Annotated in this window: 16 protein-coding genes; 15 read left to right on the top strand and 1 reads right to left on the bottom strand. The window is 71.2% G+C overall.

The features are described from left to right. The first annotated feature begins 53 nt into the window (after positions 1-53). From pgsA to KK483_RS04860, 4 genes are all read left to right on the top strand, one after another. The gene (gene pgsA / locus KK483_RS04875; protein ID WP_262003977.1) at positions 54-809 is read left to right on the top strand and encodes a phosphatidylinositol phosphate synthase; all 756 of its coding nucleotides are present in this window, start codon (positions 54-56) and stop codon (positions 807-809) included. Continuing rightward, positions 806-1,717 (top strand): phosphatidylinositol mannoside acyltransferase, encoded by a 912-nt coding sequence (locus KK483_RS04870; RefSeq protein ID WP_262003976.1) that lies wholly within the window; start codon positions 806-808, stop codon positions 1,715-1,717. The genes pgsA and KK483_RS04870 overlap by 4 nt, the downstream gene beginning before the upstream one ends. After that, the gene (locus KK483_RS04865) at positions 1,714-2,874 is read left to right on the top strand and encodes a glycosyltransferase family 4 protein (RefSeq protein WP_262003975.1); all 1,161 of its coding nucleotides are present in this window, start codon (positions 1,714-1,716) and stop codon (positions 2,872-2,874) included. Before KK483_RS04870 ends, KK483_RS04865 begins: the two co-directional genes overlap by 4 nt. A 265-nt stretch (positions 2,875-3,139) precedes the next feature. After that, complete coding sequence (locus tag KK483_RS04860) at positions 3,140-3,682, top strand: hypothetical protein (protein WP_262003974.1); 543 nt, start codon at positions 3,140-3,142, stop codon at positions 3,680-3,682. On the opposite strand, the gene KK483_RS04855 is transcribed toward KK483_RS04860, so the two are convergent. Next, on the bottom strand, positions 3,679-4,053 hold the full coding sequence (locus tag KK483_RS04855) for a VOC family protein (RefSeq protein WP_262003973.1): 375 nt from the start codon (positions 4,051-4,053) through the stop codon (positions 3,679-3,681). The two genes, KK483_RS04860 and KK483_RS04855, sit on opposite strands and share 4 nt — an antisense overlap. A gap of 134 nt (positions 4,054-4,187) precedes the next feature. Between KK483_RS04855 and pdxS the strand changes: the two genes are divergently transcribed. The 11 genes from pdxS (at position 4,188) to KK483_RS04800 (ending at position 15,874) form a co-directional block, all read left to right on the top strand. Continuing rightward, positions 4,188-5,114: a pyridoxal 5'-phosphate synthase lyase subunit PdxS gene (gene pdxS / locus KK483_RS04850; protein WP_262003972.1), complete on the top strand. Its 927-nt coding sequence runs from the start codon at positions 4,188-4,190 to the stop codon at positions 5,112-5,114. 6 nt (positions 5,115-5,120) lie between these two features. After that, positions 5,121-5,714, top strand: a complete 594-nt coding sequence (gene pdxT / locus KK483_RS04845; protein ID WP_262003971.1) for a pyridoxal 5'-phosphate synthase glutaminase subunit PdxT — start codon at positions 5,121-5,123, stop codon at positions 5,712-5,714. Between the two features lie 63 nt (positions 5,715-5,777). Continuing rightward, positions 5,778-6,530 carry a YebC/PmpR family DNA-binding transcriptional regulator gene (locus KK483_RS04840; RefSeq protein ID WP_262003970.1) on the top strand — a complete coding sequence of 251 codons (753 nt, stop codon included), beginning with the start codon at positions 5,778-5,780 and terminating at the stop codon, positions 6,528-6,530. A 216-nt stretch (positions 6,531-6,746) separates the two neighbouring features. Then, complete coding sequence (gene ruvC / locus KK483_RS04835; RefSeq protein WP_262003969.1) at positions 6,747-7,280, top strand: crossover junction endodeoxyribonuclease RuvC; 534 nt, start codon at positions 6,747-6,749, stop codon at positions 7,278-7,280. Next, a complete protein-coding gene (ruvA, locus tag KK483_RS04830; RefSeq protein WP_262003968.1) occupies positions 7,277-7,888 on the top strand; it encodes a Holliday junction branch migration protein RuvA in 612 nt (203 codons plus the stop codon). Before ruvC ends, ruvA begins: the two co-directional genes overlap by 4 nt. Before the next feature lie 18 nt (positions 7,889-7,906). Next, on the top strand, positions 7,907-9,007 hold the full coding sequence (gene ruvB / locus KK483_RS04825) for a Holliday junction branch migration DNA helicase RuvB (protein ID WP_262003967.1): 1,101 nt from the start codon (positions 7,907-7,909) through the stop codon (positions 9,005-9,007). A 164-nt stretch (positions 9,008-9,171) separates the two neighbouring features. Then, positions 9,172-9,678, top strand: a complete 507-nt coding sequence (gene yajC, locus KK483_RS04820; protein ID WP_262003966.1) for a preprotein translocase subunit YajC — start codon at positions 9,172-9,174, stop codon at positions 9,676-9,678. A gap of 146 nt (positions 9,679-9,824) precedes the next feature. Further along, complete coding sequence (gene secD / locus KK483_RS04815) at positions 9,825-11,570, top strand: protein translocase subunit SecD (protein WP_262003965.1); 1,746 nt, start codon at positions 9,825-9,827, stop codon at positions 11,568-11,570. A 1-nt stretch (position 11,571) separates the two neighbouring features. Then, entirely contained in the window at positions 11,572-12,669 is a 1,098-nt protein-coding gene (gene secF / locus KK483_RS04810) for a protein translocase subunit SecF (protein WP_262003964.1), read from the top strand. Then, positions 12,666-13,208 (top strand): adenine phosphoribosyltransferase, encoded by a 543-nt coding sequence (locus KK483_RS04805; RefSeq protein ID WP_262003963.1) that lies wholly within the window; start codon positions 12,666-12,668, stop codon positions 13,206-13,208. Before secF ends, KK483_RS04805 begins: the two co-directional genes overlap by 4 nt. A gap of 158 nt (positions 13,209-13,366) precedes the next feature. Next, on the top strand, positions 13,367-15,874 hold the full coding sequence (locus KK483_RS04800) for a bifunctional (p)ppGpp synthetase/guanosine-3',5'-bis(diphosphate) 3'-pyrophosphohydrolase (RefSeq protein WP_262003962.1): 2,508 nt from the start codon (positions 13,367-13,369) through the stop codon (positions 15,872-15,874). Positions 15,875-16,098 lie beyond the last annotated feature (224 nt).

Here is a 16,098-nt window from a genome sequence, read left to right as displayed (position 1 = left end):
GCCCGCCGGTGGTCACAAGAGGCCGCACGGCCCGCCGAAACCTCGGGAAGGCCATGCTGAACAAGTACGCGCGTGCGTTCTTCACGCGTGTCCTCACGCCGTTCGCCGCATTTCTGCTCCGCCGCGGCGTGAGCCCCGACGCGGTCACACTCGTCGGCACGGCCGGGGTCATGGCGGGCGCGCTGGCCTTCTTCCCGCGCGGAGCGTTCTTCTGGGGGACCATCGTCATTACCCTGTTCGTCTTCTCGGACCTGGTCGACGGGAACATGGCGCGCCAGGCCGGGGTCTCCAGCCGCTGGGGCGCGTTCCTCGACTCGACGCTGGACCGGGTCGCCGACGGGGCGATCTTCGGCGGCTTCGCGCTCTGGTACGCGGGCAAGGGCGACGACAACGTGCTGTGCGCGGTGTCGATCTTCTGCCTGGCCAGCGGCCAGGTCGTGTCGTACACGAAGGCGCGCGGCGAGTCGATCGGGCTGCCTGTCGCGGTCAACGGGCTGATCGAGCGGGCCGAGCGGCTCGTCATCTCGCTCGTCGCGGCGGGCCTGGCGGGGCTGAGCGCCTTCGGGGTGCCCGGCGTCCAGGTGCTGCTCCCGGTCGCGCTGTGGATCGTGGCGGCCGGTTCGCTGGTGACCCTGGGCCAGCGGGTGGTGACGGTACGCCGTGAGGCGGCCGAGGCGGACGCCGCTGCGGAGAGGGATGCGGCAGCGTCCCCGCAGTCGTCGGCGTCCTCGGCGTCCTCGGCGTCCTCGGCGTCCTCGGCGTCCTCGGAGTCGTCGGAGTCCTCGAAGGGGAGTGGGGCAGCCTCATGAAGGAACGGCTGACGGACGCGCTGTACGGGCTCGGCTGGGCGACGGTCAAGAAGCTCCCCGAGCCGCTCGCGGCGGCGCTCGGCCGGACCGTCGCGGACACCGCGTGGAAGCGGCGTGGCAAGGGTGTGCTGCGCCTGGAGGCCAATCTGGCCCGTGTAGTGCCAGACGCGGGCCCCGAACGGCTCGCCGAGCTGTCCAAGGCCGGCATGCGCTCCTACATGCGCTACTGGATGGAGTCGTTCCGGCTGCCCACCTGGGACGAGGAGCGCGCCAGGCGCAGCTTCGAGCTGGGCGGGATCGACCGTCTCACCGACGGGCTCGCCGCGGGCAAGGGCGTCGTGCTCGCGCTGCCGCACCTCGCCAACTGGGACCTCGCGGGGGTCTGGGCCACCCGCGCCCTCGGCATACCGTTCACGACCGTCGCCGAGCGGCTCAAGCCGGAGACGCTGTACGACCGGTTCGTCGAGTACCGCGAGTCGCTGGGCATGGAGGTCCTCCCGCACACCGGTGGCTCCGCCTTCGGCACCCTGGCGCGAAGGCTGCGCGACGGCCGGATGGTGTGCCTGGTCGCCGACCGCGATCTGTCCTCGTCGGGCGTCGAGGTGAAGTTCTTCGGCGAGACGGCGCGGATGCCGGCGGGCCCGGCGCTGCTGGCGCAGCAGACCGGCGCGCTGTTGCTGCCGGTCACCCTCTGGTACGACGACACGCCGGTCATGAAGGGGCGGATCCACCCGCCCGTCGAGCTGCCCGAGACAGGTACCCGGGCCGAAAAGACGTCTGTGATGACGCAGGCGCTGGCAGATGCCTTCGCCAGCGGCATCGCCGACCACCCGGAGGACTGGCACATGCTTCAGCGGTTGTGGCTCGCGGACCTGGACACGTCCGGCCACGAGGGGCGACGGCCGTGAGGATCGGCATCGTCTGCCCCTACTCGTGGGACGTGCCCGGCGGCGTCCAGTTCCACATCAGGGACCTGGCCGACCATCTGATCCGGCTCGGCCACGAGGTGTCCGTCCTCGCCCCGGCGGACGACGACACACCGCTGCCGCCGTACGTCGTCTCGGCCGGCCGCGCCGTGCCCGTCCCGTACAACGGCTCGGTCGCCCGGCTCAACTTCGGCTTCCTGTCGGCCGCGCGGGTAAGGCGCTGGCTGCACGACGGCACCTTCGACGTCATCCACATCCACGAGCCGGCCTCGCCGTCGCTGGGGCTCCTCACGTGCTGGGCGGCGCAGGGCCCGATCGTGGCCACCTTCCACACGTCCAACCCGCGGTCGCGGGCGATGATCGCCGCGTACCCGATCCTCCAGCCGGCGCTGGAGAAGATCAGCGCGCGCATCGCCGTCAGCGAGTACGCGCGGCGCACGCTGGTGGAGCACCTGGGCGGCGACGCCGTCGTCATCCCCAACGGCGTCGACGTCGACTTCTTCGCGCGGGCCGAGCCGCGGGCGGAGTGGCAGGGCGGGACGATCGGCTTCATCGGCCGGATCGACGAACCCCGCAAGGGCCTGCCGGTCCTGATGAACGCCCTCCCGACGATCCTGGCCGCCCGGCCGGACACCCGGCTCCTGGTCGCGGGCCGCGGCGACGAGGAGGAGGCGGTCGCCTCGCTGCCGGAGGAGATGCGCTCGCGCGTCGAGTTCCTCGGAATGGTCAGCGACGAGGACAAGGCCCGGCTGCTGTGCAGCGTCGACGTCTACGTCGCCCCCAATACCGGCGGCGAGAGCTTCGGCATCATCCTCGTCGAGGCCCTCTCGGCGGGCGCGCCGGTCCTGGCCTCGGACCTGGACGCCTTCGCCCAGGTCCTCGACCAGGGCGCGGCGGGCGAACTCTTCACCAATGAGGACGCGGGCGCACTGGCCGAAGCGGCGATCCGGCTGCTCGGCGACCCGGAGCGGCGCGAGCAGCTGCGGACGCGGGGCAGCGCGCACGTGCGGCGCTTCGACTGGGCGACGGTCGGCGCGGACATCCTCGCGGTCTACGAAACGGTGACGGACGGCGCGGCGTCCGTGGCCGCGGACGAGCGTCCGGGGCTGATGGCGCGCTTCGGGCTGGCGCGGGACTGAGCGGGGGCGGGTCAGCGGGGCCCGGGCCCGTCGGCTCCGTTTGCCCCGGACCGGGGTCGGCCGCCTCGGCTGCCGCGGGTGGGTGGTGGGGCGAGGCCCCTCCGGGCCCGACCTCTCGGGACGGCGGCGGTCCCGTGCGCCGGTCGGCGAACGCCGTGCCGGTCGCCACGACCTGCGGGGCAGCGCCCCCGAGCGGGGTCCGGGACAGAGCCCGGTGGAGACAGGCGCGCCGCAGGCGCCGACCGCACCGGTAGGGTGACCCGCCGTGACCGCAACCCTGATCTGGATCCTCGTCGCGCTCGTCGTCATCGGCCTCTACCTCAGCTGGACCGCCGGCCGCCTCGACCGCCTCCACTCCCGGATCGACGCCGCCCGCGCCGCCCTCGACGCCCAGCTGCTGCGCCGCGCATCGGTCACCCAGGAGCTCGCCACTTCGGGCGTGCTCGACCCGGCCGCCTCGATCGTGCTGTACGAGGCAGCGCACGCCGCCCGCCAGGCCGACGAGGAGCAGCGCGAGGTCGCCGAGAGCGAGCTGAGCCAGGCGCTGCGCGCTGTCTTCGGCGAGCCGGAGCAGGTGCAGGTCGTCCGGGAGGCACCCGGCGGCGACGACGCCGCGAACGAGCTCGCCGCCGCGGTGCGCCGCGTACCGATGGCGCGGCGGTTCCACAACGACGCCGTACGCGCCGCACGGGCGGTGCGCCGGCACCGCAAGGTCCGCTGGTTCCGGCTGGCCGGGCACGCACCGTTCCCGATGGCGTTCGAGATGGACGACGAACCCCCGACGGCCCTCGCCGACCGGCCGGCCTAGGAGGCCTCCGGCGGGTCGGCGCGGTGGCTCAGCACGTTGACCACCCGCCCCTCCGGGTCCCGTACGAAGAACCGGCGCACTCCCCACTCCTCGTCCCGCAGCGGGTGCACGATCTCCGCTCCGGCCTCGCGCATGACCGCGTACGCCGCGTCCACGTCGTCCACCTCGATGCTCAGGTCCGGGTGGACGGGCGCGGTCATGTCCCCGGCCATGAAGCTGATCTGCGCCGCCGGGGCGGACGGGGACGCCAGTGTCATGATCCAGCCGAGGTTCATCACCTCCTCGAAGCCGAGGCGCCCGTAGAAGTCACGGTTGCTCTCCGCCGACTCCGGTTTGGACGGGACATTGGGCACAACGCGGCGAATGGCCATGGCTAGCTCCTACCGCATGTCGCTCCGTGTTCGCCTCCGCTTCGCCAAAATGAGCCACCGGCTCCGCATTGGCCCTTGCAGTGGCCTGCACCCGGAAGGTTTCCTCATCGGAGCACCAAACCCGCCGTCACCGAATGAGGTCGATCGTGTCCAGCACGTTCCCCACCACCCCGCAGGCCCCCGAGACCGGCACCGCGCGCGTCAAGCGCGGCATGGCCGAGCAGCTCAAGGGCGGCGTGATCATGGACGTGGTCAACGCCGAGCAGGCGAAGATCGCCGAGGACGCGGGCGCCGTCGCCGTCATGGCCCTGGAGCGGGTCCCGGCCGACATCCGCAAGGACGGCGGCGTGGCCCGGATGTCCGACCCGAACATGATCGAGGAGATCATCGAGGCGGTCTCCATCCCGGTCATGGCCAAGTCCCGGATCGGCCACTTCGTCGAGGCCCAGGTCCTGCAGTCCCTCGGCGTGGACTACATCGACGAGTCCGAGGTGCTCACCCCGGCCGACGAGGTCAACCACTCCGACAAGTGGGCCTTCACCACCCCGTTCGTCTGTGGCGCCACCAACCTGGGCGAGGCCCTGCGCCGTATCGCCGAGGGCGCGGCCATGATCCGCTCCAAGGGCGAGGCCGGCACCGGCAACGTCGTCGAGGCCGTCCGCCACCTGCGCCAGATCAAGAACGAGATCGGCCACCTGCGCGCCCTCGACCACAACGAGCTGTACGCCGCTGCCAAGGAGCTGCGCGCCCCGTACGAGCTCGTCGCCGAGGTCGCCCAGCTCGGCAAGCTGCCCGTCGTGCTGTTCTCCGCCGGTGGCGTCGCCACCCCCGCCGACGCCGCGCTGATGCGCCAGCTCGGCGCCGAGGGCGTCTTCGTCGGCTCGGGCATCTTCAAGTCCGGCGACCCGGCCAAGCGCGCCGCCGCCATCGTGAAGGCCACCACCTTCTACGACGACCCGAAGATCATTGCGGACGCCTCCCGCAACCTGGGCGAGGCCATGGTCGGCATCAACTGCGACACCCTCCCCGAGGCCGAGCGCTACGCGAAGCGCGGCTGGTAACCACCGATGAGCGACACCCCCGTGATCGGCGTCCTGGCGCTCCAGGGCGACGTACGGGAGCACCTGATCGCCCTGGCCGCGGCGGACGCCGTGGCCAGGCCGGTCCGGCGCCCCGATGAGCTCGCCGAGGTCGACGGCCTCGTCATCCCCGGCGGCGAGTCCACCACCATCTCCAAGCTGGCCCATCTCTTCGGCATGATGGAGCCGCTGCGCGAGCGCGTCCGCGCCGGAATGCCGGTCTACGGCACCTGCGCGGGCCTGATCATGCTCGCCGAGAAGATCCTCGACCCGCGCTCGGGCCAGGAGACCATCGGCGGCATCGACATGATCGTGCGCCGCAACGCCTTCGGCCGCCAGAACGAGTCCTTCGAGGCCGCGGTCGCGGTCGCGGGCGTCGACGGCGATCCCGTGGAGGGCGTCTTCATCCGTGCGCCGTGGGTCGAGTCCGTCGGTGCGCAGGCCGAGGTGCTCGCCGAGCACGAGGGCCACATCGTCGCCGTCCGGCAGGGCAACGCGCTGGCCACGTCGTTCCACCCGGAGCTGACCGGGGACCATCGTGTGCACGCCCTGTTCGTGGACATGGTGCGCGCCGCGCACTGACCCTGTCCCGGTAGGATCACAGGCGAACGCAGCAGAGATTGGTTACGCGAAGGAGACAGGCAGATGTCCGGCCACTCTAAATGGGCCACGACGAAGCACAAGAAGGCCGTGATCGACGCCAAGCGCGGCAAGCTCTTCGCGAAGCTGATCAAGAACATTGAGGTCGCGGCCCGCACCGGTGGCGGCGACGTCGAGGGCAACCCGACCCTCTTCGACGCCATCCAGAAGGCCAAGAAGAGCTCGGTCCCGAACAAGAACATCGACTCGGCCGTCAAGCGCGGCGCCGGTCTCGAAGCCGGTGGCGCCGACTACGAGACGATCATGTACGAGGGCTACGGTCCGAACGGTGTCGCGGTGCTCATCGAGTGCCTCACCGACAACCGCAACCGCGCCGCCTCCGACGTCCGCGTCGCCATGACCCGCAACGGCGGCTCCATGGCCGACCCCGGTTCGGTGTCGTATCTCTTCAACCGCAAGGGCGTCGTCGTTCTCCCCAAGAGCGGTCTGAGCGAGGACGACGTCCTCGGCGCGGTGCTGGACGCCGGCGCCGAGGAGGTCAACGACCTCGGCGAGAACTTCGAGGTCATCAGCGAGGCCACCGATCTGGTCGCCGTCCGCTCCTCCCTCCAGGAAGCCGGAATCGACTACGAGTCGGCCGAGGCCAGCTTCGTCCCGACCATGCAGGTCGAGCTGGACGAAGAGGGCGCGCGCAAGATCTTCAAGCTGATCGACGCGCTGGAGGACAGCGACGACGTGCAGAACGTCTTCGCCAACTTCGATGTCTCGGACGACATCATGGAGAAGGTCGACGCCTGATCCTCCCTTCGCGGCCAAGCCTCCCCCAGGGCTTCGCCCGGGAGGTGCCCCCAGCCGCTCTCGCGGATGCGGTCGCGAGCGGGCGGCCTCGCCGTCGGGGTTGCTCCAATGATGGTCGCTGATTCAGACGGGCCGACAGGGCGCACCCTGTCGGCCCGTCGCTGTGTCAGTGGCGCCGGATAACCTGCACCGGACAGGCGAACGAAGGAGGGCGCGGTGCGCGTGCTCGGGGTGGATCCAGGACTGACGCGGTGCGGCATCGGCGTCGTCGAGGGCGTCGCGGGCCGCCCGCTGACCATGCTCGGTGTCGGTGTCGTGCGCACCCCCGCCGACGCGGACATCGGCCACCGCCTGGTCGCCATCGAGCGCGGCATCGAGGAGTGGCTGGATGCCCACCGGCCCGAACTGGTCGCGGTGGAGCGGGTGTTCAGCCAGCACAATGTGCGCACGGTGATGGGCACGGCCCAGGCCAGCGCCGTCGCCATGCTCTGCGCAGCCCGCCGCGGACTGCCCGTCGCCCTGCACACCCCCAGCGAGGTCAAGGCCGCCGTCACCGGCAGCGGCCGTGCCGACAAGGCACAGGTCGGCGCGATGGTGACCCGGCTGCTGCGGCTCGACGCCCCGCCGAAGCCGGCGGACGCCGCCGACGCACTCGCCCTCGCCATCTGCCACATCTGGCGCGCCCCCGCGCAGAACCGCCTCCAGCAGGCGGTCGCCGCACACCACGCGATGAAAGGCCGTACCGCATGATCGCCTTTGTGACCGGCCCCGTCGCCGCGCTCGCCCCGACCACCGCCGTCATCGAGGTCGGCGGCGTCGGCATGGCCGTCCAGTGCACGCCGAACACGCTGTCGGAGCTGAGGATCGGTCAGCAGGCCAGGCTCGCCACCTCGTTGGTGGTGCGGGAGGACTCCCTGACGCTGTACGGCTTCGCGGACGACGACGAGCGGCAGGTCTTCGAGCTGCTCCAGACCGCGAGCGGTGTCGGCCCCCGCCTCGCCCAGGCCATGCTCGCGGTCCACTCGCCGGACGCACTGCGCCGCGCGGTCGCCACCGGCGACGAGAAGGCGCTCACCGCCGTGCCGGGCATCGGCAAGAAGGGGGCGCAGAAGCTCCTCCTGGAGCTGCGGGACCGCCTCGGCGAGCCCGTCGGCTCCGGCGCGCGCGCGGTCGGTGCCCCCGTCACGCAGTCCTGGCGCGACCAGCTGCACGCCGCCCTGATCGGCCTCGGCTACGCGACGCGCGAGGCCGACGAGGCCGTCACCACCGTGACCCCGCAGGCCGAGGCCGGGCCCGGTGAGCCGCAGATCGGCCAGCTGCTCAAGGCCGCACTCCAGACCCTGAACCGCACCCGCTGACACCCGAGGCCATCCACTGTGAACTGGGACGACACCGCATCCCCGACCGACGCCGAAGCCGCCGCAGAGGGCCGGCTCGTCGGCGCGTCCGCCGACGGCGAGGACCAGGCCGTCGAGGCCGCCCTGCGGCCCAAGTCGCTGGACGAGTTCGTCGGCCAGGAGCGCGTGCGCGAGCAACTCGACCTCGTCCTCAAGGCGGCCCTCGCGCGCGGCGCCACCGCCGACCACGTCCTGCTCTCCGGGGCGCCCGGGCTCGGCAAGACCACCCTCTCCATGATCATCGCGGCGGAGATGGGCGCCCCCATCCGCATCACCAGCGGCCCCGCCATCCAGCACGCCGGCGACCTCGCCGCGATCCTGTCCTCGCTCCAGGAGGGCGAGGTCCTCTTCCTCGACGAGATCCACCGGATGTCCCGGCCCGCCGAGGAGATGCTCTACATGGCGATGGAGGACTTCCGCGTCGACGTCATCGTCGGCAAGGGTCCAGGAGCCACCGCCATCCCTCTCGAACTTCCGCCGTTCACCCTGGTCGGGGCCACGACCAGGGCCGGACTGCTGCCCCCGCCCCTGCGGGACCGCTTCGGCTTCACCGCCCACATGGAGTTCTACGAGCCCGTGGAGCTGGAGCGCGTCATCCACCGCTCGGCCCGGCTGCTCGATCTCGTCATCGACGCCGACGGCGCGGCCGAGATCGCCGGCCGCTCCCGCGGCACGCCCCGTATCGCCAACCGGCTGCTGCGCCGCGTCCGGGACTACGCCCAGGTCAAAGCGGACGGCCGGATCACCCGTGAGATCGCCGCCGCGGCCCTCGGGGTGTACGAGGTGGACGGCCGCGGGCTTGACCGGCTCGACCGCGCCGTGCTCCAGGCGCTCCTCAAGCTCTTCGGCGGCGGTCCCGTCGGCCTGTCGACCCTGGCCGTGGCCGTGGGGGAGGAGCGGGAGACCGTCGAGGAGGTCGCCGAGCCCTTCCTCGTACGGGAAGGGCTGCTCGCCCGCACCCCACGCGGCCGGGTCGCGACGCCCGCGGCCTGGGCGCATCTCGGCCTCGTACCCCCGCAGCACGGCGGGGGAGCGAACGGCGCGGGTGCCGGGGGACAACAGGGGCTGTTCGGGACGTGACGGCGCGGAGGGTCGCCCGGCCGGGAACCAGGGTGCGATGCTGGGCGTTGTTCCATCGATGCGGACTCGCTTAGACTCCGCCGATGCCGCCCGTCTCGGTCGGCGTGCCCACCCCCGTAGACCAGGCCGCTTCTCACCGCGGTCGTGCGAAGGAATTCCGTCCCGTGGATATCACTGTCCTCCTCCCCTTCATCGTGCTCATCGGGGCCATGTTCCTGATGACCCGCTCCGCCAAGAAGAAGCAGCAGGCGGCGGTGTCGATGCGGAACCAGCTGCAGCCCGGCACCGGCGTCCGCACCATCGGCGGTCTCTACGCCACGGTCAAGGAGGTGAACGACGACACGGTCCTCCTGGAGGCCGCGCCCGGCGTGCACCTCATCTTCGCCAAGAACGCCATCGGTGCCGTCCTCGAGGACGACGAGTACAACCGCATCGTGCACGGCGACGGCGAGGGTGACGACGACGCCCTGAAGAGCGACACGCCGATCGTGCCGGACGACGCCTCCTCGCTGACCGACGCGGGTGCCGCCGACGACAGCGACGCCAAGGATGCCAAGATCGACCTCGGCAAGAAGGACGAGGCCGACGCCGAGGCCGGCGACGCCGGGACCACGGACGCCAAGGACGCCAAGGGCGACGACAAGAGCGACGGCGACACCGACGCGAAGTAGCCGCTACCGGGGACCGCGTCGCGCCCACCGGCGTACGCGGTCCCCGGTGCGTGCCGACTTCTTCCGCGGGGGCAGGTCCCCACAACACTTCGTGGCCGCCCGTCGCACACCCGGCGCGGGGCGGTTGGACAGGGAGAAACGAGAAGGTGGCAGCACCGAACAAGGGCCGGAGAGCGCCGGCGGGCCAGAGCAAGCCAGGACGTACCCTGGCGCTGCTGCTGGTCGTCATGGCAGCGCTGGTCGGCGGGATGTTCTGGTCCGGACATACGACCCCCCGGCTGGGCATCGACCTCGCCGGCGGTACGACGATCACGCTCCAGGCCAAGGCCGAGCCGGGCCAGGAGAGCGCGGTCAACGAGACCAACATGAACACGGCGGTCGGCATCATCGAGCGCCGTGTCAACGGCCTGGGTGTCTCCGAGGCCGAGGTCCAGACCCAGGGCCGCGAGAACATCATCGTCAACATCCCCAAGGGGACGGACTCGGAGCAGGCCCAGAAGCAGGTGGGCACCACCGCCCAGCTGTACTTCCGCCCGGTGCTGAACGTCGCGGCCGGCGGCCCGGCGACGCCGGAGCCCTCCGGCAGCACCAGCCCGAGCGGCTCGCCGAGCGCCTCCCCGACCGACAAGGCCGATGAGAAGGCGACCGCCCCGTCCGGCACGCCCACCGCCAGCCCCACCACACAGGGCCGCGCCGTCAGCGACGCGCTCAAGGCGCCGTCGCCCACCCCGACCGGCTCCGCCGCGGGCAACCCCGCGGCGTCCCCGAGCCCGTCGGCCCCCGCGCCCGACCCTGCCGCGGCCGCGGCCGAGCAGCAGTTCGCCACGCTGAACTGCCTCGACCCGACCGCCCGCGCCAACGCAGGCAAGGGCGCCAAGCCCGCCGACACGACCGTCGCCTGTTCCACCGAGGGCGACGCGAAGTACCTCCTCGGCCCTGCCGAGGTCGACGGCAAGGACGTCGACGACGCCAAGGGCGTGCTCGACCCGCAGCGCGGCATGTGGATCGTCCAGATGGAGTTCACCAGCGCCGGCTCGAAGAAGTTCTCGCAGATCACCGGCAAGCTGTCGCAGCAGCCTTCGCCGCAGAACCAGTTCGCGATCGTGCTCGACGGCGAGGTCGTCTCCGCCCCGCAGGTCAACCAGACCCTCAGCGGGAGCGCCGAGATCTCCGGTGACTTCGACCAGCAGTCCGCCCAGGACCTCGGCAACATCCTGTCCTACGGTGCGCTCCCGCTGACGTTCGAGCAGCAGAGCGTCACCACCGTCACCGCGGCGCTCGGTGGCGAGCAGCTCAAGGCGGGCCTCATCGCGGGCGCCATCGGCCTCGCGCTCGTCGTGATCTACCTGCTGGCCTACTACCGCGGTCTGTCGATCGTGGCCCTGCTCAGCCTCCTGGTCTCGGCGATCCTCACCTACACGCTGATGTCCCTGCTCGGCCCTGCCATCGGCTTCGCGCTGAACCTGCCGGCCGTCTGCGGTGCCATCGTCGCCATCGGTATCACCGCCGACTCGTTCATCGTCTACTTCGAGCGCATCCGGGACGAGATCCGCGAGGGCCGCACACTGCGCCCGGCCGTCGAGCGTGCCTGGCCGCGCGCCCGGCGCACGATCCTGGTCTCCGACTTCGTGTCGTTCCTCGCCGCCGCGGTGCTCTTCATCGTCACCGTCGGCAAGGTCCAGGGCTTCGCGTTCACGCTCGGCCTCACGACCCTGCTCGATGTCGTCGTGGTGTTCCTCTTCACCAAGCCGCTGATGACGATTCTCGCCCGCACCAAGTTCTTCGCGAGCGGTCATCCCTGGTCAGGCCTCGACCCGCAGCGCCTGGGCGCCAAGCCGCCGCTGCGCCGCTCGCGCCGTGTCTCCGCCCCCATCGACCCGAAGGAGGCGTGAGATGTCGCGTCTCGGCACTCTCGGCGCCAGGCTCTACCGCGGCGAGGTCGGCTACGACTTCATCGGCAAGCGGAAGATCTGGTACGGCATCTCGATCCTGATCACCATCACGGCCATCGTCGGCCTGGCGGTGCGGGGTCTCAACATGGGCATCGAGTTCAAGGGCGGCGCCGTCTTCACCACCCCGAAGACGACCGTGTCCGTCACCCAGGCCCAGGAGTACGCGCAGGAGGCCTCCGGCCACCAGGCCATCGTCCAGAAGCTGGGCAACGACACGCTGCGCATCCAGGTCAGCGAGCTCGACACCGCCGCGGCCAACAAGGTGGGAGCGCAGCTCGCCGAGGACCTGGACATCCCCCGGGACCAGATCAACGCGGAGCTGGTCGGCCCCAGCTGGGGTGAGCAGATCGCCAACAAGGCGTGGACCGGTCTCGGCGTCTTCATGCTCCTTGTCGTGATCTATCTGGCCATCGCCTTCGAATGGAGAATGGCGATCGCCGCGCTCGTGGCCCTCATCCACGACATCACGATCACGGTCGGTATCTACGCCCTCGTCGGCTTCGAGGTCACCCCGGGCACGGTGATCGGTCTGCTGACCATCCTCGGTTACTCGCTGTACGACACGGTGGTCGTCTTCGACAGCCTCAAGGAAGGCACGAAGGACATCACCAAGCAGACCCGCTGGACCTACAGCGAGATCGCCAACCGCTCGATCAACAGCACCCTCGTCCGTTCGATCAACACCACGGTCGTGGCGCTGCTGCCGGTCGCCGGCCTGCTCTTCATCGGCGGCGGCTTCCTCGGCGCGGGCATGCTCAACGACATCTCGCTGTCGCTGTTCGTCGGTCTCGCCGCCGGTGCGTACTCGTCGATCTTCATCGCCACTCCGCTGGTCGCCGACCTGAAGGAGCGCGAGCCGCAGATGAAGGCCCTGAAGAAGCGGGTCCTCGCCAAGCGTGCCGCCGCGGCCGCCAGGGGCGGGGACCCCGACGAGGAGTCGGCCGCAGGAGCGGGCGACGACGCACCGCGTGACGCCGCCCCCGCGGGCGCCGTCGTCGGCCAGCGCCGGAGCGGCCGGGCCCCGGGGAAGCGCCGATGACCGGCGCCGCGCGGGAACTGCTGCTCAGCCGCATCCGTGACGTGCCGGACTATCCGAAGCCCGGCGTGATGTTCAAGGACATCACCCCGCTGCTCGCGGACCCGGCCGCGTTCACGGTGCTGACCGAGACCCTCGCGGAGCTGTGCGTGCGCCAGGGCGCGACGAAGGTCGTCGGCCTGGAGGCGCGCGGCTTCATCCTGGCCGCGCCCGTCGCGGTCAAAGCCGGGGTCGGCTTCATTCCCGTGCGCAAGGCGGGCAAGCTCCCCGGAGCGACCCTGTCCCAGGCGTACGAGCTGGAGTACGGGACCGCCGAGATCGAGGTGCATGCCGAGGACCTGGGCGCGGACGACCGCGTCATGGTCATCGACGACGTCCTCGCCACCGGCGGAACCGCGGAGGCTTCGCTGGAGCTGATCCGCCGGGCGGGCGCCGAGGTCGCGGGGGTCGCGATCCTCATGGAGCTGGCCTTCCTCGGCGGGCGCGCCCGCCTGGAGCCGGCCCTGCGGGGTGCTCCGCTGGACTCCCTGATCACGGTCTGAGCCGCGCCCGCGGGCACGAAGGAACGGGCATCCGGAACACCGGGTGCCCGTTTCGCGTTGTCCACAGTCCCCGTCCCGGGGCGAGGTGAACGCCCGGGATCGATACCATGGCCTGTACGGGCCTGACCGGGGGACCCGGATCCGCACGAGGAGCGCTCTTGCCAGACGAGGCCCAGCCCGCGACCGCGCAGCCCGAGCAGCAGGCCCAGAAGGCTGTGGCGAACTCCGTCGCGCCCGAGAAGCAGTCCGCGGATCAGCGGCCCGCGGCGGCGCCCGAGCGCGCGCCCGGTCCGGCCCCCGCACCGGCCCCCGCCCCCGCACCCGTCTCCGGACCGAAGCCCGCGCCTGCGGCCCCGGCACGCTCCGGCGGCTCGTCCAACCGGGTCCGTGCCCGTCTCGCCCGGCTCGGCGTGCAGCGCTCCAGCCCGTACAACCCCGTCCTGGAGCCCCTCCTGCGGATCGTCCGCGGCAACGACCCCAAGATCGAGAACGCGACGCTGCGCCAGATCGAGCGGGCCTACCAGGTCGCCGAGCGCTGGCACCGCGGCCAGAAGCGCAAGAGCGGCGACCCGTACATCACGCATCCGCTCGCCGTCACCACCATCCTCGCCGAGCTCGGCATGGACCCGGCGACGCTGATGGCCGGGCTGCTGCACGACACCGTCGAGGACACCGAGTACGGCCTGGACACACTGCGCCGCGACTTCGGCGACCAGGTCGCCCTCCTCGTCGACGGCGTCACCAAGCTGGACAAGGTCAAGTTCGGCGAGGCCGCGCAGGCCGAGACCGTGCGCAAGATGGTCGTCGCCATGGCCAAGGACCCGCGCGTCCTGGTCATCAAGCTCGCCGACCGCCTGCACAACATGCGCACGATGCGCTACCTCAAGCGGGAGAAGCAGGAGAAGAAGGCCCGCGAGACCCTGGAGATCTACGCCCCGCTGGCCCACCGGCTGGGTATGAACACCATCAAGTGGGAGCTGGAGGACCTCGCCTTCGCGATCCTCTACCCCAAGATGTACGACGAGATCGTGCGGCTCGTCGCCGAGCGCGCCCCCAAGCGCGACGAGTACCTCGCCATAGTGACCGACGAGGTCCAGTCCGACCTGCGCGCCGCCCGCATCAAGGCCACCGTCACCGGCCGGCCGAAGCACTACTACAGCGTCTACCAGAAGATGATCGTCCGCGGCCGTGACTTCGCGGAGATCTACGACCTGGTCGGCATCCGTGTCCTCGTCGACACCGTCCGCGACTGCTATGCGGCGCTCGGCACCGTCCACGCCCGGTGGAACCCGGTCCCGGGGCGGTTCAAGGACTACATCGCGATGCCGAAGTTCAACATGTACCAGTCGCTGCACACGACGGTCATCGGCCCCAACGGCAAGCCCGTCGAGCTCCAGATCCGCACGTTCGACATGCACCGCCGCGCCGAGTACGGCATCGCCGCGCACTGGAAGTACAAGCAGGAAGCCGTCGCCGGCGCCTCCAAGGTTCGTACGGACCTCCCCAAGGCGACCGGCAAGGACAAGGACGCCATCAACGACATGGCGTGGCTGCGGCAGCTGCTCGACTGGCAGAAGGAGACCGAGGACCCGGGCGAGTTCCTGGAATCCCTGCGCTTCGACCTGTCGCGCAACGAGGTCTTCGTCTTCACGCCGAAGGGCGACGTCATCGCGCTCCCCGCGGGCGCGACCCCCGTCGACTTCGCGTACGCCGTCCACACCGAGGTCGGCCACCGGACGATAGGCGCCCGTGTCAACGGACGGCTCGTACCGCTCGAATCCACCCTGGACAACGGCGACCTGGTGGAGGTCTTCACCTCCAAGGCGACCGGCGCCGGCCCTTCCCGCGACTGGCTCGGCTTCGTCAAGTCCCCCCGGGCGAGGAACAAGATCCGCGCCTGGTTCTCCAAGGAGCGCCGGGACGAGGCGATCGAGCAGGGCAAGGACGCGATCGCGCGGGCCATGCGCAAGCAGAACCTGCCGATCCAGCGGATCCTCACCGGCGACTCGCTGGTGACGCTCGCGCACGAGATGCGCTACCCCGACATCTCCTCGCTGTACGCGGCGATCGGCGAGGGCCATGTCGCCGCCCAGGGCGTCGTGCAGAAGCTCGTCCAGGCCCTCGGTGGCGAGGAGGCCGCGACCGAGGACATCGCCGAGTCCGTCCCGCCGTCGCACGGGCGGGGCCGCAAGCGGCGTGCCGCCGCCGATCCCGGTGTCGTCGTCAAGGGCGTCGAGGACGTCTGGGTGAAACTCGCCCGCTGCTGTACGCCCGTGCCCGGCGACCCGATCATCGGCTTCGTCACCCGGGGCTCCGGTGTGTCGGTGCACCGCGCGGACTGCGTCAACGTCGACTCGCTCTCGCAGCAGCCCGAGCGGATCCTCGACGTCGAGTGGGCGCCGACCCAGTCGTCGGTCTTCCTGGTCGCCATCCAGGTCGAGGCGCTCGACCGGTCCCGGCTGCTGTCGGACGTCACGCGAGTCCTGTCCGACCAGCATGTCAACATCCTCTCGGCGGCCGTCCAGACCTCCCGCGACCGCGTCGCGACCTCCCGCTTCACCTTCGAGATGGGCGACCCCAAACACCTGGGCCACGTCCTGAAGGCGGTCAGGGGCGTGGAGGGCGTCTACGACGTGTACCGCGTGACGTCGGCGCGCCGGCCGTAGCGACAGCGACAGAGGCTCCGCGAGCGGTTCCGGCGCCCCCGGGCGCACCGAGGTCCGTAGCTCTGGACGCACCGAGGTCCGCAGCTCTGGATGCACCGAGTCCCGGACGCACCGAGTCCGGGCCCCGGGATGCACCGAGTCCGGACCCCCGGTGCCCGGAGGCACCGAGTCCGAACCCCCGGACACACCGAGGCCCGGCACGGGAACCCCGTGCCGGGCCTTCG

It is taken from the genome of Streptomyces sp. FIT100 (assembly GCF_024584805.1).
Classification (GTDB): Bacteria; Actinomycetota; Actinomycetes; order Streptomycetales; family Streptomycetaceae; genus Streptomyces.
Note: the sequence above shows the minus strand (reverse complement) of the source record. Positions and strands in the feature narration are given on the sequence as shown.